Annotated in this window: 21 protein-coding genes; 10 read left to right on the top strand and 11 right to left on the bottom strand. The window is 68.9% G+C overall.

Features of this window, described 5'->3' with window-relative positions; translation table 11 throughout:
- The first annotated feature begins 101 nt into the window (after positions 1 to 101).
- Entirely contained in the window at positions 102 to 2,501 is a 2,400-nt protein-coding gene (locus tag ACEN9Q_RS11305) for a glycoside hydrolase family 31 protein (protein ID WP_495628461.1), read from the top strand.
- A 119-nt stretch (positions 2,502 to 2,620) separates the two neighbouring features.
- The gene (locus ACEN9Q_RS11300) at positions 2,621 to 3,877 is read left to right on the top strand and encodes a hypothetical protein (RefSeq protein ID WP_495628460.1); all 1,257 of its coding nucleotides are present in this window, start codon (positions 2,621 to 2,623) and stop codon (positions 3,875 to 3,877) included.
- Positions 3,878 to 3,892: 15 nt separating this feature from the next.
- Here the strand turns inward: ACEN9Q_RS11300 and ACEN9Q_RS11295 are convergent, their stop codons facing one another.
- Both ACEN9Q_RS11295 and ACEN9Q_RS11290 read right to left on the bottom strand, forming a co-directional pair.
- Complete coding sequence (locus ACEN9Q_RS11295) at positions 3,893 to 4,267, bottom strand: group III truncated hemoglobin (RefSeq protein WP_056444641.1); 375 nt, start codon at positions 4,265 to 4,267, stop codon at positions 3,893 to 3,895.
- A 100-nt stretch (positions 4,268 to 4,367) separates the two neighbouring features.
- Positions 4,368 to 7,208, bottom strand: coding sequence for a M16 family metallopeptidase (locus ACEN9Q_RS11290; RefSeq protein WP_495628459.1), 2,841 nt, complete (start codon positions 7,206 to 7,208; stop codon positions 4,368 to 4,370).
- A gap of 267 nt (positions 7,209 to 7,475) precedes the next feature.
- On the opposite strand from ACEN9Q_RS11290, the gene ACEN9Q_RS11285 reads away from it, so the two are divergent.
- Together ACEN9Q_RS11285 and ACEN9Q_RS11280 are read left to right on the top strand one after the other, a co-directional pair.
- Complete coding sequence (locus tag ACEN9Q_RS11285; RefSeq protein ID WP_495628458.1) at positions 7,476 to 8,393, top strand: PLP-dependent cysteine synthase family protein; 918 nt, start codon at positions 7,476 to 7,478, stop codon at positions 8,391 to 8,393.
- A gap of 24 nt (positions 8,394 to 8,417) precedes the next feature.
- Positions 8,418 to 8,963: a hypothetical protein gene (locus ACEN9Q_RS11280; RefSeq protein ID WP_056444651.1), complete on the top strand. Its 546-nt coding sequence runs from the start codon at positions 8,418 to 8,420 to the stop codon at positions 8,961 to 8,963.
- On the opposite strand, the gene ACEN9Q_RS11275 is transcribed toward ACEN9Q_RS11280, so the two are convergent.
- From ACEN9Q_RS11275 to hmgA, 8 genes are all read right to left on the bottom strand, one after another.
- Complete coding sequence (locus ACEN9Q_RS11275) at positions 8,960 to 9,226, bottom strand: cupin domain-containing protein (protein ID WP_056444654.1); 267 nt, start codon at positions 9,224 to 9,226, stop codon at positions 8,960 to 8,962. The genes ACEN9Q_RS11280 and ACEN9Q_RS11275 overlap by 4 nt on opposite strands.
- A 62-nt stretch (positions 9,227 to 9,288) precedes the next feature.
- On the bottom strand, positions 9,289 to 10,659 hold the full coding sequence (locus ACEN9Q_RS11270) for an amino acid permease (RefSeq protein WP_495628457.1): 1,371 nt from the start codon (positions 10,657 to 10,659) through the stop codon (positions 9,289 to 9,291).
- A 220-nt stretch (positions 10,660 to 10,879) separates the two neighbouring features.
- A complete protein-coding gene (locus ACEN9Q_RS11265; RefSeq protein ID WP_056444660.1) occupies positions 10,880 to 11,581 on the bottom strand; it encodes an MBL fold metallo-hydrolase in 702 nt (233 codons plus the stop codon).
- Complete coding sequence (locus tag ACEN9Q_RS11260; RefSeq protein WP_495628456.1) at positions 11,582 to 12,052, bottom strand: DUF6691 family protein; 471 nt, start codon at positions 12,050 to 12,052, stop codon at positions 11,582 to 11,584. It abuts the gene before it with no gap.
- Entirely contained in the window at positions 12,049 to 12,489 is a 441-nt protein-coding gene (locus tag ACEN9Q_RS11255) for a YeeE/YedE family protein (RefSeq protein WP_056444667.1), read from the bottom strand. The genes ACEN9Q_RS11260 and ACEN9Q_RS11255 overlap by 4 nt, the downstream gene beginning before the upstream one ends.
- 2 nt (positions 12,490 to 12,491) lie before the next feature.
- Entirely contained in the window at positions 12,492 to 12,812 is a 321-nt protein-coding gene (locus ACEN9Q_RS11250; protein WP_056444668.1) for an ArsR/SmtB family transcription factor, read from the bottom strand.
- A 95-nt stretch (positions 12,813 to 12,907) separates the two neighbouring features.
- Complete coding sequence (locus ACEN9Q_RS11245) at positions 12,908 to 14,218, bottom strand: hemolysin family protein (protein WP_056444671.1); 1,311 nt, start codon at positions 14,216 to 14,218, stop codon at positions 12,908 to 12,910.
- A gap of 318 nt (positions 14,219 to 14,536) precedes the next feature.
- Complete coding sequence (gene hmgA / locus ACEN9Q_RS11240) at positions 14,537 to 15,817, bottom strand: homogentisate 1,2-dioxygenase (protein ID WP_495628937.1); 1,281 nt, start codon at positions 15,815 to 15,817, stop codon at positions 14,537 to 14,539.
- A 132-nt stretch (positions 15,818 to 15,949) separates the two neighbouring features.
- On the opposite strand from hmgA, the gene ACEN9Q_RS11235 reads away from it, so the two are divergent.
- The 6 genes from ACEN9Q_RS11235 to ACEN9Q_RS11210 all read left to right on the top strand — a co-directional run bounded on the left by ACEN9Q_RS11235 (position 15,950) and on the right by ACEN9Q_RS11210 (position 22,437).
- Positions 15,950 to 16,855, top strand: coding sequence for a LysR family transcriptional regulator (locus ACEN9Q_RS11235; protein WP_495628455.1), 906 nt, complete (start codon positions 15,950 to 15,952; stop codon positions 16,853 to 16,855).
- A 78-nt stretch (positions 16,856 to 16,933) separates the two neighbouring features.
- Positions 16,934 to 18,013: a 4-hydroxyphenylpyruvate dioxygenase gene (gene hppD, locus ACEN9Q_RS11230; protein WP_495628454.1), complete on the top strand. Its 1,080-nt coding sequence runs from the start codon at positions 16,934 to 16,936 to the stop codon at positions 18,011 to 18,013.
- A gap of 345 nt (positions 18,014 to 18,358) precedes the next feature.
- Complete coding sequence (locus tag ACEN9Q_RS11225) at positions 18,359 to 19,195, top strand: TorF family putative porin (RefSeq protein ID WP_495628453.1); 837 nt, start codon at positions 18,359 to 18,361, stop codon at positions 19,193 to 19,195.
- Between the two features lie 14 nt (positions 19,196 to 19,209).
- Positions 19,210 to 21,216 (top strand): methyl-accepting chemotaxis protein, encoded by a 2,007-nt coding sequence (locus ACEN9Q_RS11220; RefSeq protein WP_495628452.1) that lies wholly within the window; start codon positions 19,210 to 19,212, stop codon positions 21,214 to 21,216.
- Between the two features lie 89 nt (positions 21,217 to 21,305).
- On the top strand, positions 21,306 to 21,704 hold the full coding sequence (locus ACEN9Q_RS11215) for a CidA/LrgA family protein (protein WP_495628451.1): 399 nt from the start codon (positions 21,306 to 21,308) through the stop codon (positions 21,702 to 21,704).
- Positions 21,697 to 22,437: an LrgB family protein gene (locus ACEN9Q_RS11210; protein ID WP_495628450.1), complete on the top strand. Its 741-nt coding sequence runs from the start codon at positions 21,697 to 21,699 to the stop codon at positions 22,435 to 22,437. Before ACEN9Q_RS11215 ends, ACEN9Q_RS11210 begins: the two co-directional genes overlap by 8 nt.
- A 107-nt stretch (positions 22,438 to 22,544) precedes the next feature.
- Here the strand turns inward: ACEN9Q_RS11210 and ACEN9Q_RS11205 are convergent, their stop codons facing one another.
- Entirely contained in the window at positions 22,545 to 23,123 is a 579-nt protein-coding gene (locus ACEN9Q_RS11205; RefSeq protein ID WP_495628449.1) for a hemerythrin domain-containing protein, read from the bottom strand.
- Positions 23,124 to 23,400 lie beyond the last annotated feature (277 nt).

Genomic DNA, 23,400 nt, shown 5'->3' with positions numbered 1-23,400 from the left:
ATATTGTACAAGAATATGTGCGCGCAAGCCCTTGGTTGTAGCTTTTCTACGTCAACCGGTTAAAATTCCCGATTCCAACAACGACAACGAGACGGGAAACCATGAAACCCATCCCCCACGCCGTGCTCGCCCTGTGCCTGGCCGCCAGCCTGCCCGCACTGGCGCAGAACGCGGACCGCGCCTTCCTCGGCTACAAGAACGACAACGGCACGCTGGACATTACCACCAGCGACGGCCGCTACCTGATCCGCCCGTACGACGCCAACATCGTCGAGACGAGCTTCGTGCCGCGCGGGGAGACGTTCGACCCGGTATCGCACGCCGTCGTGCTGCCGCCCGGCCAGGCGCAGGCGTCCGTGAAGGAGGCGGACGGCCGCATCCAGCTGGTCACGGACGGCATCACGGTGACGGTCGAGAAATCGCCGTTCCGCATCAGTTATGCGTACAAGGGCCGTCCGCTGGTCGCCGAAAAGCACGGTTACGCTCACGCCGGGGACCTGGACAGCATCGACTTCGCGCTCGAGGACGACGAAGCGCTGTATGGCGCCGGTTCGCGCGCGGTCGGCATGAACCGGCGCGGCCAGCGCTTGCGCCTGTACAACAAGGCGTCCTATGCGTTCGGCAGCCACGCGGCGCAGATGGGCTATGGCATTCCGATGGCGCTGTCGTCGCACAAGTACGCGCTGCACTTCGATAATCCGCAGGCCGGCTGGCTCGATTTCGACAGCCGCAAGGACGGCACCCTGCGCTACGAAGTGATGGGCGGTCGCAAGACCTACCAGGTGATCGCGGGCGCCGACTGGGCCCAGCTGATGGACGAGACGACGCGCCTGACGGGCCGCCAGCCGCTGCCGCCGCGCTGGGCGTTCGGCAATTTCGCCAGCCGCTTCGGCTACCACACCGAAGCCGAGACGCGCACCGTCGTCGACAAGTTCATCGCCGACGGCATCCCGCTGGACGCCGTCGTGCTCGACCTGTACTGGTTCGGCAAGACCATCAAGGGCACGATGGGCAACCTCGCCTGGGACCGCGACAGCTTCCCCCATCCGGAGGCGATGATGGCCGACTTCAGGAAGAAGGGCGTCAACACCGTCGTGATCACGGAACCGTTCGTGCTGACGACGTCCAAGCGCTGGCAGGACGCCGTGCGGCACGGCGTGCTCGCGACGGATGCGGACGGCAAACCGTTCACCTTCGATTTCTACTTCGGGAACACCGGCCTCATCGACGTGTTCAAGCCGCAGGCGCGCGACTGGTTCTGGAACATCTACAAGGACCTCAAGGCGGGCGGCGTGGCCGGCTGGTGGGGCGACCTGGGCGAGCCGGAAATGCATCCGTCCGCCGCGCGCCACGCGACGGGCACCGCGAACCAGGTCCACAACATCTATGGCCACGAATGGGCGCACCTGATCGCCGACGGCTACGCGCGCGACTATCCGCAGGAGCGGCCGTTCATCCTGATGCGCTCGGGTTATTCGGGCTCGCAGCGCTTCGGCATGATCCCGTGGTCGGGCGACGTCCGCCGCGGCTGGGACGGCCTGCAGTCGCAGATGGAGATCGCGCTGCAGATGGGCATGCAGGGCCAGGCGTACATGCACTCCGACCTGGGCGGGTTCGCGGGGCCCGTGCTGGACGACGAGCTGTACGTGCGCTGGCTGCAGTACGGCGTGTTCCAGCCGATCTTCCGCCCGCACGCGCAGGAAGAAGTGCCGGCGGAAGCCGTGTTCCGCACGCCGGCCGTGAAGGCGCTCGCGCGCGCCGCCATCCGCCTGCGCTATGCCATGCTGCCGTATAACTACACGGCCGCGTTCGACGACAGCCGCACGGGCATGCCGCTGATGCGACCCGTCCTGTTCGAGGACCCGGACAACGACATGCTGCCGACGAACGCCGTGGCGTCCACATATTTGTGGGGCCCGGACTTCCTCGTCGCGCCCGTGACGGAACCGAATGCCGTGCGCAAGGAAGTCGTGTTTCCGCGCAAGGGCAGCGTGTGGTTCGACTTTTACACGGACGAACCGCACCGCGGCGGCATCATCGAGACGGTGGCCACCCGGCCGGACCGCATCCCGACGTTCGTCCGCGCCGGCGCCTTCGTTCCGCTCGCGCAGCCCGTGCAGAGCACGCGCGACTATTCGACGGCGCAGCTCGACCTGCATTACTGGAACGATGCCGGCGTGACGGCGGCCGAGGGGCACCTGTACGACGACGACGGCCACACGGCGCACGCCTACGAATCCGGGAAGTACGAACTGGTGCGCTTCTCGAGCCGCCTGGCCGACGGCCGCCTCGCGCTCGACATCGTGCCCGAGACCGGCGCCGCGGCGACGCCCGCCGCGCGCACCTTCGACCTGAAGGTGCACAACGTGGCGGCCCGTCCGCGCGCCGTGCAGGCCGGCGGCAAGCCCGTGGCGTTCCGCTGGGACGCCAAACGGCGCGTGCTCGACGTGCCGCTGCCGGCCGTCCGGTCGGCGCCGCTGCAGGTCGTCGTGACCTTGTAAGAGGTCATACGGATCGTGCCTGCCGGAAAGCAGACACGATCCGCGCGGGCAGCCGCGCTCCGCGCCTGGACGGGATTCGGTACACTGCCCATCCGGTTATCCGGATTGCGCACCGCACGATGAAGACCCAACTGTTGCAAGACTTCCAGGAAAGCGGCTCGGCGCCATCGGCGTCGAAGCCGACGGACCCGCCGCCAGTCGCCGCACCGACGCCCGCGCAGGCGGCGCCGGACGACGTCCGCGCGGCGCCGGCCGCGAGGCCGCGGCCGGCCGTCTGGCACGGCCCCGGCGGGCAGCGCGCCGAGGCCGGCGCGGCCGTCCAGCGGGCGGACCCGGGCGCCATGCAGCGCGCGCCGGACACGCCGGCCCGCGGCCTCGGCGCGGCCATCGAAGCGTGGGCCGAGCGCGCCGCGCAAGAGCGGCCCGCGGCTGCCGCGCAAGGTCGGCCCGCGGCGCCGGCTTCCGCGCCGCCGCAAGCGACGCAGCCCCCGCAAACGGCGGCGCCGGCGCAGGAGGCGACGTTGCCGGGGCAGCATGCGCGCCACCGGCCCGTGCCGCCCGTCGCGCCAGCCGAAACACGCGAAACGCCCGCGGCGCCGGCACCCGGCAGCCACGTCCCGCCGCCGCGGCCACCCGAACCCCACGTCGATCCCGGCACGATCCCGCGTCCCGTCCAGCCCGAGGCGGAAGCCGACTGGCTCGCCGCCCGCATGCGCGCGGAAGCGTCCCTGCGCGAAACGCCGGCCTGGAGCAGCATGTGGACGCGCCGCCTCGTCACCTGGAGCATCGCCGGCGGCCTGCTGGCCGGCCTGGCGGCGGGCGGATTGTGGCTGTACGAGGAAAACCGCGTCGACGGGGCGCTCGTGGTCGTGGCCAATACGACGCCGACGCCGACGCCGGCACCGGCACCGGCGCCGCCCGTGGCGGCCAGCGGCGCGCAGGCGTTCGCCGCCGGGGCGCCGGCCGCCGGGGCGCCGGCCGCCGGAGCGCCGGCCGCCGCTGCCGACGTGGTGAGGCCGATCCCGGCGCCGCCCGAACCGGAAGTCGGGAATGCACCCTTGCAGCCGGCGCCCGCGCCCGAGCCGGCGGCCGCCGTGCCGCATCCCGCCGCGGCCGGCCCGGCGACGGCCGACGTCGAACCGCCCCGGCGCACGCCACGCCACGCGGCGTCCGCGCGCAAGCGCGCCGTGGCGAAAGCGCGCCACGCCGAAGCGCGGGACGAGACGCGGGACCGTGCGCCGGCCGCCCTCACGCCGTCGCCGCGCGAGCGGCGCGAAGAGACGCTGATGCAATGCCGGGCCCACGGCTACGACGAGCGCCAGTGCTTCCAGCACGCCTGTACGATGACGCGCTACGGTTTCGTCTGCAAAGGGTGAGCGCGGGGGACGCCGTCAGACGCGGATGTCGCCGAAAAAGCCGAGTTGCAGGCTGGACGCGATGCGCTGGGCCACTTCCAGCGCCTCCGTCGCGCCGTCGACGCCGAACACGTCGACGGCCGTCAGGCGAAACAGCGTGAGCCAGCGCACGAAGTGCTCCGTCTCGATGCCGGACAGCGCCATGTGCTTGCCGAACACATTTCCCTGGAACTCGCCGGTGCCCAGCAGGACCTTGGTCCAGAACGCGTACATGCGCGGCATGTGCTCGTGCCAGCGCCCGGCCAGCTTCGCTTCGAACACGGGGGACAGCAGGGCGTCGTCGCGCACGCGTGCATAAAACGTGTCGACCAGCTGGATGATCGACGATTCGGTGATGGCGGGGGAGGGCATGCGTTGCTTGAAATGGAAAGATGACGTCCCATTCTAGCAAAGATGCATCTTAAATGCAGTTATTGCCGCCGCGGGAACGACGCCCCGCGGCGGCAGGTGCTTACTTGGCGATGCTGGCCGTCTTCAGCTTCGCTTCGGGCTGCAGGACGACCTGGACATAGTTGTCCTTGTCGAAATAGCGCCGTGCGGCCGCCTGCACGTCGGCGGCCGTCAGCTTCTCGACTTCGTCCGTGATCGTCAGCAGGCGGGAGGGCGGCGTGTTTTCCAGCAGCGACGCTTCGAGGTTGGACACCCAGTAGTTGTTTTCATGCTGCCAATGCATGAAATTCTGGCGCCAGTTGGCCTTGACCTTGTCCAGTTCGGCCTGGGTCGGACCGTTTGCCTTGACGCTGTCGATTTCGGCGAACAGCGCCGCCACGAGCGGATCGACCTTGTCCGGTCCGGTCGGCAATTGCGCGCTGATTTCGTAGTGCTCGTACGGGATGCGCAGCAGCGCACCGCCCATCTGGCCCGCATAGATCAGTCCCAGCTTTTCGCGCAGCACCGCGTTCACGCGCAGGTTCATCACTTCGATGAGCGCGCCCATGCGCAACGTCTCGGCCGGCGACCAGGCGGCGGGCCCGGAGAACGTCAGCGACACGATGCTCTTGGGCTCCGTGCCCGCCTGGACCTCTTTCTTGACGACGCCCTTCGCGATGCGCAGCCCGACGTCGCGGTAAGCGAGCGGCAGGTCGGGCGTGGGCAGCGTGCCGAGGTAGGCGGCGACGAGCGGCTTCATCGCGGCCATGTCGAAGTCGCCGACGACGATGAACGTCATCCCCCGGGCGCTGGCGAAGCGCCGGCGGTACAGGGCGAGGCTCCGGTCGAGGTCGATCTTGTCGACGTCTTCCTGCCTGGGCATGCGCAGCTCGTACGGGTGGCCCTGGTACAGCGTGTCGGCGACGGCTTCGCCGAAGCGCTGCTCGGGCGCCGCGGCGCGGTTGCGCACCATCTCGTTCAGGGACCCCATGTAGGCCTTGTACAGCGCCTCGTCGCGGCGCACGCCGTCGAAGCGCAGCCACAGCAGCTGGAACATCGTTTCCATGTCTTCCGCGCCGCTGCCCGAGTGGCCGCTGATCTCGTCGGTGTAGTCGCCCAGGCCGGCGGTCACCGCGGCATCGCGTCCCGCCAGCATCTTTTGCAGGTCGGCCGGTGCGTAATCCTTCAGGCCCATCATGGCGGCCAGGCCGCTGGCGGCGCGCGCGTTGGGGATGTCCTTTTCGTCGAACAGCGTCTGCCCGCCGAAGCGCTTGGCGCCGAGGAGCACCTGGTCCTTGCGGAAGGCCGTCGGCTTCAGGATCACCTGCACGCCGTTCGACAACGTCAGGCGGGTCAGGCCGAGCGTCTCGTCGCGGGTCTCCGCCACGATGCGGCCCGGCGCCGCGGGACGCGCCATCAAGTGTTGCGCGACCTTCTTTTCGGTGTGGTCCGTGACCTGCGCGTGGCTGGCCGCGGCATCGTCGGCCAGCAGCTGCGCGGTCGTGGGCGCGGGGCCCGTCTTGGTGTTGCCCGCGTACACGATGAGCCTGGCGGCGTCGGCCGGGAAGGCCTTGCGCGCGGCGGCGTTGAGGTCGGCCACCGTGATCGTCGGCAGCAATTCCTGCACGAGGCGGAATTCGGCGTCGATGCCCGGCAGGGACTCGCCGGCGAGGAAGTTGCGCTGGTATTCGGCGACATAGGACGACGAGTCGGTCGTGTCACGTTCCTTGAGCCCGCGTTCCATCCCGCTCAGGGCCATCTTGCGCGCACGCTCCAGCTCCGCCTCGGTGAAGCCGAACTGGCGCACGCGCTGCTGCTCCTGCTCCAGGGCCGCGATGGCGGGCGCCGCGCCGCCCGCGCCGAGGGAAGCGCTCGCCATGAACGCCTTGTGCTGCGCCGTCAGGGGCACGGTGTTCGCGCCGGCGCCGAGGAACGGCGGATTTGCCTGCTGGGTCAGCTCGCGCAGGCGCAGGTTCAGCAGGAGGGTGGCCAGGCCGTTCACGACCTTGTTGCGATAGTCGCCGTACGTGCCGGTGACCGGTTCGAAGCGCACGGGATAGTGGATGGTGACGGCGTTGCCGGGGATCTCGTCGTCGGCGAACACGAACGCCTCGGTCGTGGCACGCGCGGCGATGTCCGGATAGGCGCGGACCCGCTCGTGCGGCGGATTCGCCAGCCCGCCGAAATGCGCCTTGACGAGACGCTCGGCGTCGGCCGGATCGATGTCGCCCACGACGATCACCGCCATCAGGTCGGGCCGATACCAGTCATGGTAGAAGCGGCGCAGGGCGTCCGGCTTCGCGTTGCGGATCACGTCTTCCTTGCCGATCGGCTCGCGCAACGCGTAGCGCGATCCGTTGAACAGCTTCGGTGCCAGCGCCTTCTGCATGCGCTCGGCCGCGCCCTTGCGCAGGCGCGCTTCTTCGAGGACGATGGCACGCTCCTTGTCGATGTCGTCCGCGTTCAGCGTCAGGCCGTGGGCCCAGTCTTCCAGCACCGTGAAGGCCGTCTCGACGTTGTCCTTGCGGTCGGTGGGCACGGGCAGCATGTACACCGTTTCGTCCCGGTCCGTGTAGGCGTTCACGTCGGCACCGAACTTCACGCCGATCGATTGCAGATAGGAGATCAACTCCTGCTTCTTGAAATGGGTCGAGCCGTTGAACGCCAGGTGTTCGACCATGTGCGCCAGGCCCTGCTGGTCGTCGTCTTCCAGCACGGAACCGGCCTTGACGACGAGCCGCAGTTCGACGCGGTGCTCGGGCTTGCCGTTGCGCTGGACGTACCACGTCAGGCCGTTGGCCAGCTTGCCGACCTTGACCTGGGGGCCGACGGGGATCTGCGCCCCCAGGTCGACGGCTGCGGTGGCGGGGAGCGCGGCGGCCAGGGCAGCGGCGAGCACCGTGGCGCGGAACAGAGAGGGCATGCGTGCATCCTTTGGAATCGTTTTCTTGGGAAACGAAGCTTAGCAAACGAACCCATCGGACAAATACGCACATTGTCACCCAGACATTACGTTTGCTCCATTGAACCAATTCAGTCACGGCGGCACGAACATAGCTTGCGGGAATGCCCCGTGGCCGGTTAAGGTACGGGCATCATCCTGGCCGCGCGCACGCCATTTCAATCCGACGCCGTCGAATGAATTGTTGTGCTAGTCTTTCTTAGCGGCAATCTCAAAGAAAGGAGCGGCGTGGAATCCCAAGTCAAATCTTCCGTGATGGACGCGATCGGCAACACGCCCGTCGTCAGGCTGGCCCGCATGTTCGCCGGCCTGGACGTGGTGGCGAAGCTGGAATACATGAACCCGGGCGGCAGCATCAAGGACCGCATGGTGCGCCACATGCTGAAGAGCCTGCCGCCAGGCACGGCGCGCGTCGTCGAGAGCTCGTCCGGCAACACGGGCGCCGCGCTCGCGATGGCCAGCGCGGTGCTGGGCCTGCAGTGCGACGTCACCGTGCCGCAGACGACGAGCATCGAAAAGATCAAGCGCATCCGTGCCTATGGCGCCGAGGTGCATTTGTGCGCGCCGGAGGACGGCCTGGACCCGGCCGGCGGCTACCAGGCCGTGGCCGAGCGCCTCGCGCAGGGCGCCGACGTCCACTACCTCGACCAGTACCGCTCGGCCCTGAACCGCGAGGCTCATTACCGCGACACCGGCCCGGAACTGTGGCGCCAACTGGCGGGCGAGATCGACGTCTTCGTGTGCGGCATCGGCTCGGGCGGAACGATCTCCGGGATCGGCCGCTACCTCAAGGAGCAGAAGCCGGGGCTGACGGTGATCGGCGTGGAGCCCCGCCATTCGGCCTACCGCACGGTCGTCACCGACGCGCCCGCCGAGGGCGCGTTCGCGAGCGTCGTCGAAGGCGTGGGCAAGCGCCAGCCGTCCGGCAGTTTCGACCCGCGCGTCGTCGACGACGTGGTGCAGGTCGACGACGACGAGGCGCTGGACTGGTGCCGGCGGCTCGCGGCGGAAGAGGGCATCCTGGCCGGCGGGTCGAGCGGGTGCGTCACGGCCGGCATCGCGCAGATGCTGCCGAGGCTCGCGGGCAAGCGTGTCGTGACCGTGTTCCCGGACTCCGGCGTGTACTATCTGTCAAAGTACTTCTGATTCCTTCTGATCCCGGAGCCTGCGGTGTCCGACCTGCTTGCCCTGCTCGGTGCCCGCATCCCCGCCAACCTGGCGCCGTTCATGCTGGCCAACGTCGCAGCCCCCGCCGTGCGCGGGCTGCGGCACGGGCCGGACTTCCTCGCGCGCCGGCTCGGCTGCCCGTGCGGCAGCTGGGAACTCAGGCTGCGCACGGCGCGGCGGCAGGAGCGGCGCGGCCTGTTCGGCCGCAAGACGGTGGCGGCGCCGGTCGCGCCGGTCCATGCCGCCTGCCCCGTGTGCGGGCGCGAAGTGCTGTTGTTCGATCCGGCGCAGCACGGCTGGAGCGGCCGCCACGGCGACGGCGTGCGCCCGCGCGCGGACGACGAGGCGTGGTTCGGGCCCGTGGCCGGCGAAGTCGTCGTCATCTATGCCTACCAGGCCGAGGACGACTACCGCGCCATGCTGGCCGACGGCTGCCCCGATCCGCAGGACTGGTTCGACTGCTTCGCCATCGTGTTCCGCCCTCCCGGCGCGCAGCCCGTGCTCGTGCTGGCGGACGAATGCGCGCGCGGCAAGGCAGCGGGGGTCTAACGGCGGCCGGACAGGTAGGCCACGCCGGCCGGCCCGTAGCTCTCGCGGTGCGGCTCGGCGCGGCGCAGGTGGAATACGTCGCCGGCGCGGTAGATCTTGATTTCGCCGCCCGCGTGGATGCGCATCTCGCCGGTCAGGACCAGCCCCTTCGCTTCGAACGGATGGGCGTGGTCGTCGAGGCGGCCGTCCGGCCCGCGCTGCACGAGGACGGGTTCCGCATAGCCTTCCGCCCTCAGGATATCGATGAATTCTTGTTGTTCCATGCCAGGCTCGCAAGTCGTGACGGGCCGAGTGTAGCGCGTCCCGCCCGATCGCGCCGTCCCCTTCAGGACACGGCGCGGGCCAGCCGCGCGCGCCGGCCCTCGGCCATGCGATACCCCACCGCCAGCACGAGGAGCCAGGCCGGGATCATCCACACGGACGGCCGCAGTTCGGGCGTCGCATACATGATCGCGACGATCCCGGCGAGATAGAGCAGGCACGCCCAGTTGGTGAACGGGTAGAGCGGGCTCGGGAACGCCGTCGGCACGCCCGCCGCGCGCTTTGCGGCGCGGAAGCGCAGGTGCGACCAGCTGATCATCGCCCAGTTGATCAGCATGCCGGCGACGGCGAGACCCATCAACAGGCCCAGCGCCTTGCCCGGCACCGCGTAGTTGACGCCGACGCACAGCGCGGTGGCGACCGCCGACACGGCCAGCGACGCCAGCGGCACGCCGCGTTCGTTCACGCGCAGCAGCGCGCGCGGCGCATGGCCCTGCACGGCAAGGCCGTACAGCATGCGGCTGTTCGAGTACACACAGCTGTTGTAGACGGACAGCGCGGCCGTCAGCACGACGACGTTCAGCACGTGCGCGACGATGCCGGCGTCCAGCGCCTTGAAGATCAGGACGAACGGGCTGGCGCCGGGGACGATCTGGTCCCACGGGTACAGCGCCAGCAGCACGGCCAGCGCGCCGACGTAGAAGACGAGGATGCGCCACAGCGTCTGGTTCGTCGCGCGCGGGATCGAGCGCGCAGGATCGGCCGCCTCGGCCGCCGTGATGCCGATGACTTCGAGGCCGCCGAACGAAAACATGATGATGGCCATCGACATCACGAGGCCCTTGATGCCGTGGGCGAAGAAGCCGCCATGCGTCCACAGGTTCGCGACCGACGCCTGCGGTCCGGCGCCGCCGCTGGCCAGCAGGAACACGCCGTAGACGATCATCGCGACGATGGCCGCCACCTTGATGACGGAAAACCAGAATTCGCTTTCGCCGAACGCGCGCACGTTGATGAGGCTGATGCCGTTCGCGAGCAGGAAGCAGCCCAGCGCCGACACCCACGTCGGCACGTCCGGGAACCAGTACTGCACGTAGATGCCGACGGCGGACAGTTCGGCCATGCTGACGAGCACGTACAACACCCAGTAATTCCAGCCCGAGACGAAGCCGGCGAAGCGGCCGCAGTACTTGTCGGCGAAGTGCCCGAACGAGCCGGCGACGGGCTCGTCGACCATCATCTCGGACAGCTGGCGCATGATCAGGAAGGCGACGAGGCCCGCGATTGCGTAGCCGAGCAGGACGGACGGCCCGGCCAGGCGGACCGTCTCCGCGACGCCGAGGAACAGCCCGGTCCCGATGGCGCCGCCGAGGGCCATCAGCTGGATGTGCCGGCTCTTGAGGCCGCGGTGGAGTTGGGTGTCGTCGGAGGCCATGGTGTCCGCTTGCTAAAAGACAAGGATTTTAATGGAAACGGTGGTGCCTGTGACCACGCGGCCGGTTTTACTGTGGCCGTATGTGCGAAAGAACCTGTCGCGGCAGTCAAGATACGAGGGTGGGCGGCCCTCCGCCCACGCGAACGCTTGCGTAATGCCGACGTCCGCGTGGGCACGGGGTGCCCACCCTACTGGCCAGGTTGCAACACCGCGCAAGCGTTCAAACGCCGTGCGGCAAGCCGAGATTGCGGTTCGCCGGCACGGCGATGTCGATCAGCTTCGGCTGCGGCAGGCGCAGGTTGTCCATCAAGGCGATGAATTCGTCGCGGCTGCGGCCGGCGACGCGCGCATTGCGCGCCTTTTCCCAGCCGATGGTCGACACGGCCTGTCCCTTGTAGTCGTGCGCCGGCCATACGCGGGTGGCGTCCGGCAGCGCGAACAGTTGATGGGTGATGCTGTCGTACAGCGCGCCCGCGCTGCCGCCCTGGAAGTCCGTGCGGCCGCAGCCGTCGATCAGCAGCGTGTCGCCCGTGAACACGTTGCCGCGCCAGACGTAGCACATGCTGCCGGCCGTGTGGCCCGGCGTGTGCAGCACGGCGACCGTTTCGCCGGCGCCGAAGCGGATCACGTCGCCGTCGTGCAGTTGCACTTCGGCGGGCGGGATGCCGCAGCCGCTCGGCACGGCGGCGTGCGCGCCCGTCAGCTGGCGCAGGCGGCCGGCCGACGTGACGTGGTCGGCGTGGGCGTGCGTCTCGAGGATGTATTCCAGCCGCAGGCCCAGGCGCGCGATGTGGGCCAGGTCGCGCTCGCAATGGTGGTCGACCGGGTCGATGATGACGGCGGCGTCGCTGCCCGGGCCGGCGATGATATAGGTGTAGGTCGACGATACGGGGTCGAACAACTGGATCGGATTGGTCTGCATTCAGTCTCCTGGTGGACCGGCCGCGGCGCGGGTAGCGCCACGATTGGCCTCGGTGCCGGCGCGGATACGCTCGGCTACCTCGAATATTGCCATGCCGGCCACCATGGCCGCAACGAACAGCAGCGTGGAGCGGCCGCCGACGGCCAGCGCCGTCAGCGCCGGGCCGGGACAGTAGCCGACGAGGCCCCAGCCGACGCCGAACGTCACGCTCCCCAGCACGAGCGGCACGTCGATGCGGCCCGCGCCCGGCACGTGGATGACGCTGCCGAACAGGGGCCGCACGCGCGTGCGCGCGAAGCGGAAGGCGACGGCGGCGACGAGGATCGCGCCCGCCATCACGAACAGCAGCGACGGGTCCCAGACGCCGGCCACGTCGAGGAAGGCGAGCACCTTGGCCGGGTTGCTCATCCCGGACAGGATCAGGCCCGCGCCGAACAGCAGGCCGGCCAGCAGGGCGGTGACGACGTTCATGGCGCGCCTCCGAACACGTGGCGCACGACGAAGACGGTGGCGACGCCGGCGCCGATGAAGCAGGCGGTCGCCAGCAGCGACCGGGGCGACAGGCGCGCGATGCCGCACACGCCATGGCCGCTCGTGCAGCCGGAACCGAAACGCGTGCCGATCCCGACGAGCAGGCCGCCGGCAGCGAGCAGGACGGGCGAGTGGTCGATCTGCGCTGGCGGCATCGCGCGCAGGGCCAGCCAGACGACGGGCGCCAGGAACAGGCCGCCGACGAAAGCCACGCGCCAGGCGACGTCGCCGCGCGCGGGCCGCAACAGGCCGCCGAGGATGCCGCTGATGCCCGCGACGCGGCCGTTGGCGAGCAGCAGCAGCGCCGTCGCCAGGCCGATGAGGATGCCGCCCGCGAGCGATGCCCACGGTGTGAAGTGAAGCCAGTCGATGCGCATGATCAGTCCTCCTTGGGACAATAAAGCCGGTATAACAGCTGCAGCACGGCCAGCGCTTCCGGACTGGCCACGCGGTAGAAAATCTGCTTGCCCTCGCGCCGCGTGGCGACGAGGCCTTCCTGGCGCAGCACGCCCAGTTGCTGGGACAGCGTCGGCTGGCGGATGTCGAGCGCGGCTTCCAGCGCGCCGACGGGCTGCTCGCCCTGCGTGAGTTGGCACAGCAGCAGCAGGCGGTCCGGATTCGCGAGGGCCTTCAGCAGCCCCCCGGCCTGCAGGGCGGCGGCGCGCATGGCGTCCGGCGCGGGTGTGGTGGCGATGTCCATGCAATCAGTCTATAAGATTACAATATATATTTCAATATATTGTTTGGCGTCCTGCGCTCGTAGGATCGCCAAACCGGCCAAGGGTTCCGCCGGATTCAGGCGCGGCGGTCCGCGAGCTGCGCCACGAGCAGGCGGTCGATGCGGTTGCCGTCCATGTCGACGACTTCGAACCGCCAGCCGTCCCAGTCCAGCCGGTCGCCGGCGTGCGGGATCACGGCCAGCTGGTACAGCACGAAGCCGGCCAGCGTATGGTACGCGCCGCCGTCCTCGTCGGGGAAGCGCACGCCGGTGCCGGTCAGGTGGCGGAAGCGGTCGAGCACCATGCCGCCGTCCACCAGCCAGCTGCCGTCCTCGCGCCTGACGGCGTCCGGTTCGCCGTGGTCGCCCGTCGGCGTCACATCGCCGACGAGCGCGCTCATCACGTCCGTCAACGTGACCATGCCCTGGATGTCGCCGTATTCGTCCACGATCATCGCCAGTTCCACCCGGCCCTGCTTGAGCTGTTCCAGCAGGTCGATGGCGCTGCTCGAATCCGGCACGTACAGGATGGGCTCGACGGCCGCGCCGATGTCGATGCACGGCAAGCACTGGCCGCGGATGGCCTGCCCGAACAGGTTGCGCGCGCGCACGATACCGAGCACTTGCGAGCGGTCGCCGCGGTAGACGGGGAAGCGGCTGTACGGGGAGTCCGCGATGCGGGCAAGATTGCGCTCCAGGGGCTGGTCGAGGTCGAGGAATTCCAGGTCGACGCGCGGCGTCATCAGCGCGCGCAGGTGCCAGTCGTCCAGCCGCAGCGCGCGCGCGGCGATGTCGTACTCGGCCTTTTCGAACACGCCGGCCTCGGCGCTTTCCTTGATCATGCCGGTCACTTCTTCCTCGGTCGGCGTATCGTCCTTGCGGTGGTGCATGCCGAGCAGGCGCATGATCCCGTCCGTCGCCATCGCCAGCAGCCGCACGAACGGGTGCGCGAGGCGCGCCAGGAACTGCAGCGGCCGCGCGCTCGCCGCCGCCAGCTGTTCCGGATACAGGATCGCGATGCGCTTGGGCACCAGTTCGCCCAGCACGATCGAGGCGAACGTGATGCCGAACACGACGATGACCAGGGACACCGACCGCGCATACCCGTCGGCCACGCCGAGCCCGGCCAGCCTGGGCGTCAGGCGTGCCGTCAGCGACGCTTCGCCGTACGCGCCGTTGAAGATGCTGATGAGGGTGATGCCGACCTGCACCGTGGACAGGAAGCGGCTCGGGTCTTCATGCAGGTCGAGCGCGCTGCCGGCGCCGGCATTGCCGCCGGCCTTCATCTGGTCGAGGCGCAGGCGCCGGGCCGAGACGATGGCGAGCTCGGACATGGCGAACACGCCGTTGAGCAGGATGAGGGCGAGGATGATGACGACGTCGACCATGCGTTTCCCGAACTCCGCCGGGACGGCCCGTGCCGCCTGCCGGCGGGTCGATCATCGCATGGGGGAATCGGGGGAGGTCGCACAGGACGAGCCACGTACCGGACAAACCAGCGTGATTCCCGGACCGGTTTACGTCGTTCCCGGACCGGCTTATTTCGTTCCCGGACCGGTTTTACGTCGTTCCCGCGGAGGCGGGAACCCAAGTTCCCTGGCGCAGCGGGGTGGCGAGCGAAATTGGACCCCCGCCTCCGCGGGGGCGACGGTACTTTGCGGGGCTGCGGTGCGCCGCGCGGGCGACGGTGCCTTGCAGCCGGGCTTTCAGGGCTGGCCTGGATCGAAATGCTTCGCGATCCCCGCCCAGCAGTCCTGGTAATTGCCCTGCAGCTGGGGCGACTGCAGCGCGTACGGCGTGGCGACGAGCGGCGTACGGGTCTCGAACATGAACGCCATCGTGTCCGTGACCTTGTGCGGGCGGCTCGTGTCGGCGCTGCTGGCCTTGTCGAACGTGGCGGCGTCCGGGCCGTGTCCGCTCATGCAATTGTGCAGGCTGGCACCGCCGGGCACGAAACCGTCCGCCTTCGCGTCGTAGGCACCGTGCACGAGACCCATGAACTCGCTCGCGACGTTGCGGTGGAACCAGGGCGGACGGAACGTGTCCTCGCCGGCGAGCCAGCGCGGCGGGAAGATGACGAAGTCGAGCGTGTCGACGCCGGGCGTGTCGGACGGCGCCTGCAGCACGAGGAAGATCGACGGGTCCGGGTGGTCGTAGCTGATCGAGCCGATCGTGTTGAAATGGCGCAGGTCGTACTTGTAGGGCGCGTAGTTGCCGTGCCAGGCGACGACGTCCAGCGGCGAGTGGCGGATGCCGGCACGCCACAGGTTGCCGCCGAACTTCGCGACGAGTTCGAAATCCCCCTCGACGTCCTCGTAGCGCGCGACGGGCGTGAGGAAGTCGCGCGGATTGGCCAGGCCGTTCGAGCCGATCGGACCGAGGTCTGGCAGGCGCAGCAGGGCGCCGAAGTTTTCGCAGACATAGCCGCGCGCCGCGCCGTCCGGCAGGTCGACGGCAAACCGCACGCCGCGCGGGATCACGGCGATCTCCTGCGGTTCCACCTCGATGCGCCCGAATTCGGTGGCGAGCGCGAGCCGGCCCTGCTGCGGCACGATCAGCAGCTCACCGTCGGCGGAATAAAACCAGCGTCCGCGCATGGGGCGGTTCGTCGCGTACACGTGGATGGCGCAGCCGGACATCGCGGCCGGCGCGCCGTTGCCGGCCATCGTCACGAGGCCGTCGACGAAGTCGGTGGGCACGCCGGGCATCGGCAGCGGGCTCCAGCGCATCTGGTTGGGCGACGGGGCGACGCCCTCGAATCCGGCGGCGATGCGGCCGTTGCTCATGGGCTCGAACGCGCCGTGCATCGCGGCGGGCCGGATGCGGTACAGCCAGGAGCGCCGGTTGTGGCTGCGCGGGGCCGTGAACGCCGTGCCCGAGAGTTGCTCCGCATACAGGCCGTAGGCGACGCGCTGCGGCGAATTGCGGTGCGCCGGCAGGGCGCCGGGCAGGGCCTCGGTGGCGAATTCGTTGCCGAAGCCGGACATGTACTCGGTCGAAGCAGTCAAGAGATCTCCAGAATCCGTGGTGTTTACGACACTCTAGAGGAGTGCGGCCGATTTTACGAGGTGAATACAGAAATGTAGAATATTTAGACCATCAATAACACTATCTCGTGCATGATCGAACCCTCTAGCATCGACCTGAATCTGTTATCGGTATTTCAGGAGGTCTACCGCGAACGCCAGATCTCGGCCGCCGCAAGGCGCCTGGGCCTGACGCAATCGGCGGTGAGCAACGCGCTGGCGCGGCTGCGGCGCACGTTCGGCGACGAGCTGTTCGTGCGCACGGCGTACGGCATGCAGCCGACGCCGCTCGCGCAGCAGATGGCCGAGCCGATCGGCGCCGCGATGGCCCAGGTGGCGCTGGCCCTGTCGCAGCGCAGCCGGTTCGACCCGGCCACGAGCAGCCGCCGCTTCACGCTGGCGATGACGGACGTGGGCGAGGTGTACTTCATGCCGGTGCTGATCGAGCGTTGCCGGTCGAGCGCGCCGCACGTGGAGATCGCCTCGGTCCGGGCGAACGGCCTCACCTTGAAGGACGACATGGAGACGGGCAGGGTCGATCTCGCCATCGGCGCGTTCGGGGATGTGTCGGAAGCGTTGTACCACCGGGCATTGTTCCGGCAGCCCTTCGTGAGCATGTTCCGCAAGGACCATCCGCTGGCGAAGGGGAAGGTGGACCTGGCGCGCTTCGTGGCGGCGCCGCACCTGATCGTCGATGCGGCCCAGAGCCCTTATGACCGCATCAATGGATTGCTGGAAAAGGCCGGGGTGACGGCCGGCGCCCGGTTCCGGGTGCCGCATTTCACCGCGGTCCCGTACATCGTCGGCACGAGCGAGCTGGTGGTGACGGTGCCGCAGAAACTGGCCGAGAGCGCGGCAAGCCCGTTCGGCCTGAAGTGGATCGAACCGCCGCTCGCCTTGCCGACGTTGCAGACGAACGTCTTCTGGCACCGGCGCTTCAACCACGACCCCGGCATCCAGTGGCTGCGGGGGCTGATTGCCGACGTGTTTGCCGAATGATCCCGCAGACGCGTCGCCGGCGCGCCGCCACGAGCGGCGCGTGGAGGAGCTGACAACTTAATGAAAGAGGACAACACAATGGCCGACCTGTTTGACAATCCGATGGGGCTGATGGGCTTCGAATTCGTGGAATTCGCCTCGCCCGCTCCGGGCGTGCTGGAACCCGTGTTCGAGGCGCTGGGCTTCACGAAAGTCGCCGTGCACCGCTCGAAGGACGTCGTGCTGTACCGCCAGGGCGACATCAACTTCATCGTCAACAACGAGCCGAAGAGCGCGGCCTATTACTTCGCCGCGGAACACGGCCCGTCGGCCTGCGGCATGGCGTTCCGCGTCCAGAACGCACACAAGGCGTATGCGCGCGCGCTCGAACTGGGCGCCCAGCCGCTGGACATCCCGACCGGCCCCATGGAGCTGCGCCTGCCCGCCATCAAGGGCATCGGCGGCGCGCCGCTGTACCTGATCGACCGGTTCGAGGACGGCAAATCGATTTATGACATCGACTTCGAATGGATCGACGGCACCGAACGCCACCCGGCCGGCCATGGCCTGAAACTCATCGACCACCTCACGCACAACGTCTATCGCGGCCGGATGAGCTACTGGGCCGGCTTCTACGAGAAGCTGTTCAACTTCCGCGAGATCCGCTATTTCGACATCAAGGGCGAGTACACGGGCCTGACGTCGAAGGCGATGACGGCGCCGGACGGCAAGATCCGCATCCCCCTGAACGAGGAAGGCAAGGCGGGCGGCGGCCAGATCGAGGAATTCCTGCTCAAGTACAACGGCGAAGGCATCCAGCACATCGCGCTGCTGACTGAAGACATCTTCGCGACCGTCGACGGCCTGCGCGCCGCCGGCGTGCCGCTGATGGCCGCGCCGCCGGCCACGTACTACGAGATGCTGGAGTCGCGCCTGCCGGGCCACGGCCAGGACGTGGAAGCGCTCAAGGCGCGCGGCCTGCTCGTCGACGGCACGACCGAGGACGGCAGCCAGCGCCTGCTGCTGCAGATCTTCTCGGAAACGCAACTGGGTCCCGTGTTCTTCGAATTCATCCAGCGCAAGGGCGACGAGGGCTTTGGCGAGGGCAATTTCAAGGCCTTGTTCGAATCGATCGAGCGCGACCAGCTGAAGCGCGGGGCGCTCAAGACCGCCGCGTAAACGCTTAGGCACGGTGGGCTCGGGGAGCCCACCCTACTGCTACAAAAAACGCCGGCTCTTCCGGCGGGTAGGGTGGGCACCCCGTGTCCACGCGTTCAACCACAGGCGTTACAAGTATTCCAAGAACGCTCGTACACTTCATTTCCAGACAAATATCTGAGTGTTGCGTGCGCGTCGCATTTCGACGGTTTCCTCGAATTTCCCTCCAGTTTGTAAGCAAAAGCGGCTGAGCAGGCACTAGAATTTCCGTACGGCATCAATGCCGACCGAATTTCGACAACCGACCAGTCCAGGCCCATCTCCGAGGTGGCGTCCCGCGCCGGTCACAACCGACCTCCCGACACCATGAGCTCCCGACTCCGACCGGCGCTTGCGCCGATCCGGCGCATCGCCCCGTTGACTATCCTGTTGCTGGCCGCCGGCCCGTGCGTACATGCCGCCGAGGCGACCGCGGACGCACCGATCACGGCGGAGGCCCCGGCGGCGGACAGCCCGCTGAGCGCGACCGTCTCCGTCAGCTCGCAATACATCTCGCGCGGCATCCGCCAGACGTGGGGCGGGCCGGCGGCGATGGCCGCGATCGACTACACGCACCCGAGCGGCTGGTCGGCCGGCACGTCCGTCATCAACGTCAGCGACCGCTTCATCGAAAAGGGTTCCGTCGAATGGGACCTGTACGGCGGCTACAGCGGCACGGCCGGCCCGGTCGGCTGGTCCGCGCTGGTCTACTGGTACAAGTATCCGGGCGCGCGCATCACGGCCACGGACACGGCGTTCGACTATGGCGAGCTGTCCGCCGGCGTCAGCTGGAAGACGTTCTACGCCCGCTACAACTACACGTTCAGCCACGACTTCTTCGGCATCCAGAATGCCCGCGGCACGGGCTACCTGGACGTCGGCGCCGACCATCCGCTGACGAAGACGCTGACCCTGAACCTGCATGCCGGCGACGGCCGCGTGGCCGGCAGCGGCAACGACATCTGGAACTGGCGCGACCTCAAGGCCGGCCTGACCCGGCAGCTGGAAGACGGCTGGACCGTCGCCGTGAACTATACCCGCGCGATCGGCGCGACCGGCGTCTACGACCGCTACACGACGGGCGTCCCGCGCGCCGACGGCCGCCTCGCGGTGTCGAACGTGGCGCGGCGCGCCGTCGTGCTGTCGCTGACCCGCAAATTCTGACCCGAGGAGAGAACATGAGCCGCAACCCCCTGTCGTCGCTGTCGCTGACGGCGAAGATCTGCGCGACGGCCACGACGCTCGTCGTATTGAGCCTCGCGGTCACGTCGGCCGTCATCGCCGTGCGCAGCAGCGACAACGCCGAAGACGCCAGCATGCAGCTGGCGCGCACGTCCGCGCGCGAAGCCGCCGCTGCCGTGCAGGCGCAACTCGGCGCGAAACTCGGCGCCGTCGCCAACCTCGCGGGCGCCATGAGCGCGCTGCGCGAAGCCGACATCGCGCCGGCCAGGCCACAGATCGCCGCCATGACCCAGGCAACGGTGCGCGGCGCGAAGGACTTCATCGGCGGCGCCGTGACGTGGGAACCGGACGCGCTGGACGGCAAGGATGCCGACTATGCCGGCAAGGGCCCCGAGTACGACGCCACCGGGCGCTACATGCCTTACTACACGCGCAACGCGGACGGCACCATGCACGTGGAACCGATCGTGTGGCCGACCACGCCGGGCGCCAACGACTGGTACGACGTGCCCAAGCGCACGCGCAAGGTATTCTTCACCGAGCCGTATTCGTACCCGGTCAACGGCAAGGACGTCATGATGGCGTCGCTCGTCGCGCCGATCCTCGTCAAGGGCGAGTTCCGCGGCACGGCCAGCGCCGATTTCCAGCTGACGCACCTGGGCGAGATCCTCGGCGGCATCAAGGTGCTGGCCGGCGGCCGGCTGTCGCTCATCTCGAACGGGGGCCTGTACGCGAGCCACCCGGACGCGGCCAGGAACGGCAAGAAGGCCGACGACCTGCCGCCCGCCGCGCTGGCGGCCGTGCGCGCCGGCGAGCGCTATGAATACGTCGACCGCGCCGGCATGGAGCACCTGATCGAACCCCTGCGCCTGCATCCGGACATCGCGCCGTGGGCGGTCAAGCTGTCGTTCCCGCACAGCGAGGCGACGGCCAGCGCGCGCCAGCTGATGGGCTATTCGCTGTTTGCGTCGCTCATCTGCGCCATCGTGGCGGCGATCGTGATGGTCGCCGTGCAGCGCCGCCTGACCCGTCCCCTGCGCGTCCTCGGCGCCACCATGACGGACCTCGCGAGCGGCAACGCCGACCTGAACGCCCGCCTGGACGCGCGCGGCCGCGACGAGCTGGCGATGATCGCGGCCGGCTTCAACGGCTTCGTCACCAAGATCCAGCAGGTGCTCGTGCAGGTGCGCGAAAGCGCGGGCAGCGTCGCCGCCGCCAGCGTCGAAATCAGCCAGGGCAATATCGACCTGTCCGGCCGCACCGAACAACAGGCCGGCGCGCTGGAAGAGACGGCGGCGTCGATGGAGCAGCTGACGTCGACCGTCAAGCAGAACGCCGACAACGCGCGCCAGGCCAACCAGCTCGCCCTGTCCGCATCGGATACGGCCCGCCGCGGCGGCACCGTCGTGGCGGAAGTCGTCGAGACGATGGCGGCCATCGACACGGCGTCGCGCAAGGTCGTCGACATCATCGGCGTGATCGACAGCATCGCGTTCCAGACCAACATCCTCGCCCTGAACGCGGCCGTCGAAGCGGCGCGCGCCGGCGAACAGGGCCGCGGCTTCGCCGTCGTCGCCAGCGAGGTGCGCGGACTGGCCCAGCGCAGCGCCGGCGCGGCGAAGGAGATCAAGGCCCTCATCGGCGATGCCTCCGGCAAGGTCGAAGCGGGCAGCGCCCTCGTGCAGGACGCGGGCCGCACGATGGCGGACGTCGTCGCCAGCGTGCGCCGCGTGAGCGACATCGTGGCCGAGATCAGCGCCGCCAGCGCGGAGCAGAGCACGGGCATCGGCCAGGTCAACCAGGCGATCGTGCAGATGGACGGCACGACGCAGCAGAATGCCGCCCTCGTCGAGGAGGCGGCCGCCGCGGCCGACAGCCTGCACCAGCAGGCCGACCTGCTCGTGTCGCTCGTGGGCCAGTTCCGCCTCGACGGCGCGGCCGCCGCGCCGGCGCGTCCCGCCCTCGGCGCACCGCCGGCCAGGAAGGCACTCGCGGCGGCGTGAGTCCCGTGCGGCCGCCGCGGCGCCGGCCATAACTGCTATCCTTCGGTGATCGCGGCCGCTCGTGGCCGCATGCCATCGCCGGAGGTCTCTTGCTGCTCGCGTTTGCCGTACTCCTCGTCTTCCAGTGTCTCGGGGAAGGATTCGTATTCCTGTTCAAGGTGCCCGTTCCCGGGCCCGTCGCCGGGATGCTGCTGTTGCTCGTGGCCCTCGTCGGGTTTCCGCGCCTGCACGAGGTCGTGGAGGCGGGCGCGAACGAGTTGCTGCGCCACCTGTCGCTGCTGTTCGTGCCGGCCGGCGTCGGCATCGTCGTGGCGGCGGCCAGCGGCAGCGGACACTGGCTGGCCATCTGCGCGGCCGTCGTCGGCAGCACGCTCCTGACGCTGGCCGTCACCGCGCTCGTGCTGCAGGCGCTGACGCCGGCCGACCGGCGGGGCGAGGGCGGCGATGCGCTGACGCCGGCTCGCCAAAGGGGAGGCGGCGATGTTTAACCTCCAGGACTTCACCCACTTCTGGGTCTACCTGTCGGCCTCCCCGTTGCTGGGCCTCACCGTCACCCTGTGCGCCTACGTGTTCGCGCAATGGGTGTACGCGCGCTGCGGCTTTTCGCCGCTCGCCAATCCGGTCGCCATCGCGATCGCGCTCGTGAGCCTCGTGCTGGCGGCGAGCGGCATGTCGTACCCGCGCTATTTCGCCGGCGCCCAGTTCGTCCACTTCCTGCTCGGTCCCGCCACCGTGGCCCTCGCCGTGCCGCTCGCGCGCCAGATGCCGCGGCTGCGCCGCAGCCTGTTTCCGCTCGCGTGCGCGCTGCTGTGCGGCTGCGTGACGGCGATCGTCAGCGCCGTCGGCATCGCCGTGCTGATGGGCGCATCGCCGGAGCTGGCGCGCTCGCTGGGACCGAAGTCGGCGACGACGCCCATCGCGATGGCCGTGTCGGAACACCTCGGCGGCGTGCCCGCGCTGACGGCCGTCCTCGTGATCTGCACGGGCATCTTCGGCGCCGTCACGGCGCGCTTCCTGATGAAGGCCCTGCGCATCGATTCGCACGCGGCGCAGGGCCTGGCGCTGGGCGTGGCGTCGCACGGCATCGGCACGGCGCGCGCGTTCCAGGTCAGCCCCGAGATGGGTGCCTACGCGGGCCTCGGCATGGGGATGAACGGCGTGCTGACGGCGTTGCTGGCGCCATGGCTGGTGCCTTTGCTGCTTGGCTGGATGGGACAATAAAGTAGAAGCCCGCAACCACGCGCGGACGCGATTGCGGGCGGGGCAGGCGCGAGGTCACGCCGTGCCGGGGGAGCGCAGGCGGCTTGCGCCGCTGCGGAAAACGACGGTCAGGCGGACTTGCGGGTGAAGGCGCGGGCCGCGAACAGGGCGCTCGCGACGCCCACGACGATGGCGGCCGTGCTGCCGGAAAAGCCGACGGCCGTGTTGGCGGCGATCTTGCCGGCCTTCGGCGTCACGAGTTCCAGGCGGCGCTTCGTCATCTGCGCGCCGAGCTCGGACAGGCGGTCCTTGCCGAGCGCCTGCTCGGCGTCCGGCAGCAGCACGGTTTCCTCGTCGGCCACGTGGTGCTGGACGTCGCGCATCAGTTCGAACACGAGGTCGTCGTGGCGCGGCGACGTCGGCTCGGTGCGCCGCAGTTCGGCGATCACGGCCCGCATCTCGTCGTGTTCCGGCACGCTCTTGTCCATGACCTTCTCGTCGTGGACCCGCGGCCGGATGGCGGGATAGAAAATTTCTTCCTCGAGCGTCGCGTGGATCTCCAGCGCGTCGCAGATCGTCTCGGCCAGCGCTTTCTTGACGCTCGGGCGCTTGTCGCGGGTGTACTGGTGGAACGTCACCATGACGTGCGAGTGATCGAAGCGGATCATGTCGGTGATGGACGGACTAAGTTTTTTCAGGGAAAACATGATCGTCTCCTGTGGGCTGTGGGGGCGGATAGATGCATGGTAGTGCCGGCGCCAGAGCCGCCGCGTAGGAGGCCGCCGCACGGTCATGTCGGCCGATGACGCATGGGCTGTCCGGCCCAGGCCGGCAATCACTCGACAGGCTGTCGCCTCCACTCCTACACAGACACGGCTTCGTTTCTGATTACTGTGTTCCGCAACGCTGCGATGATGGCTGCGAGCCGCGCGGTGACGCAGGACGCGTTCCGCGCGGTCATCCCAACCACCACTGGAGGAATCG

Source organism: Massilia sp. Masssp93 (assembly GCF_059491295.1).
Note: the sequence above shows the minus strand (reverse complement) of the source record. Positions and strands in the feature narration are given on the sequence as shown.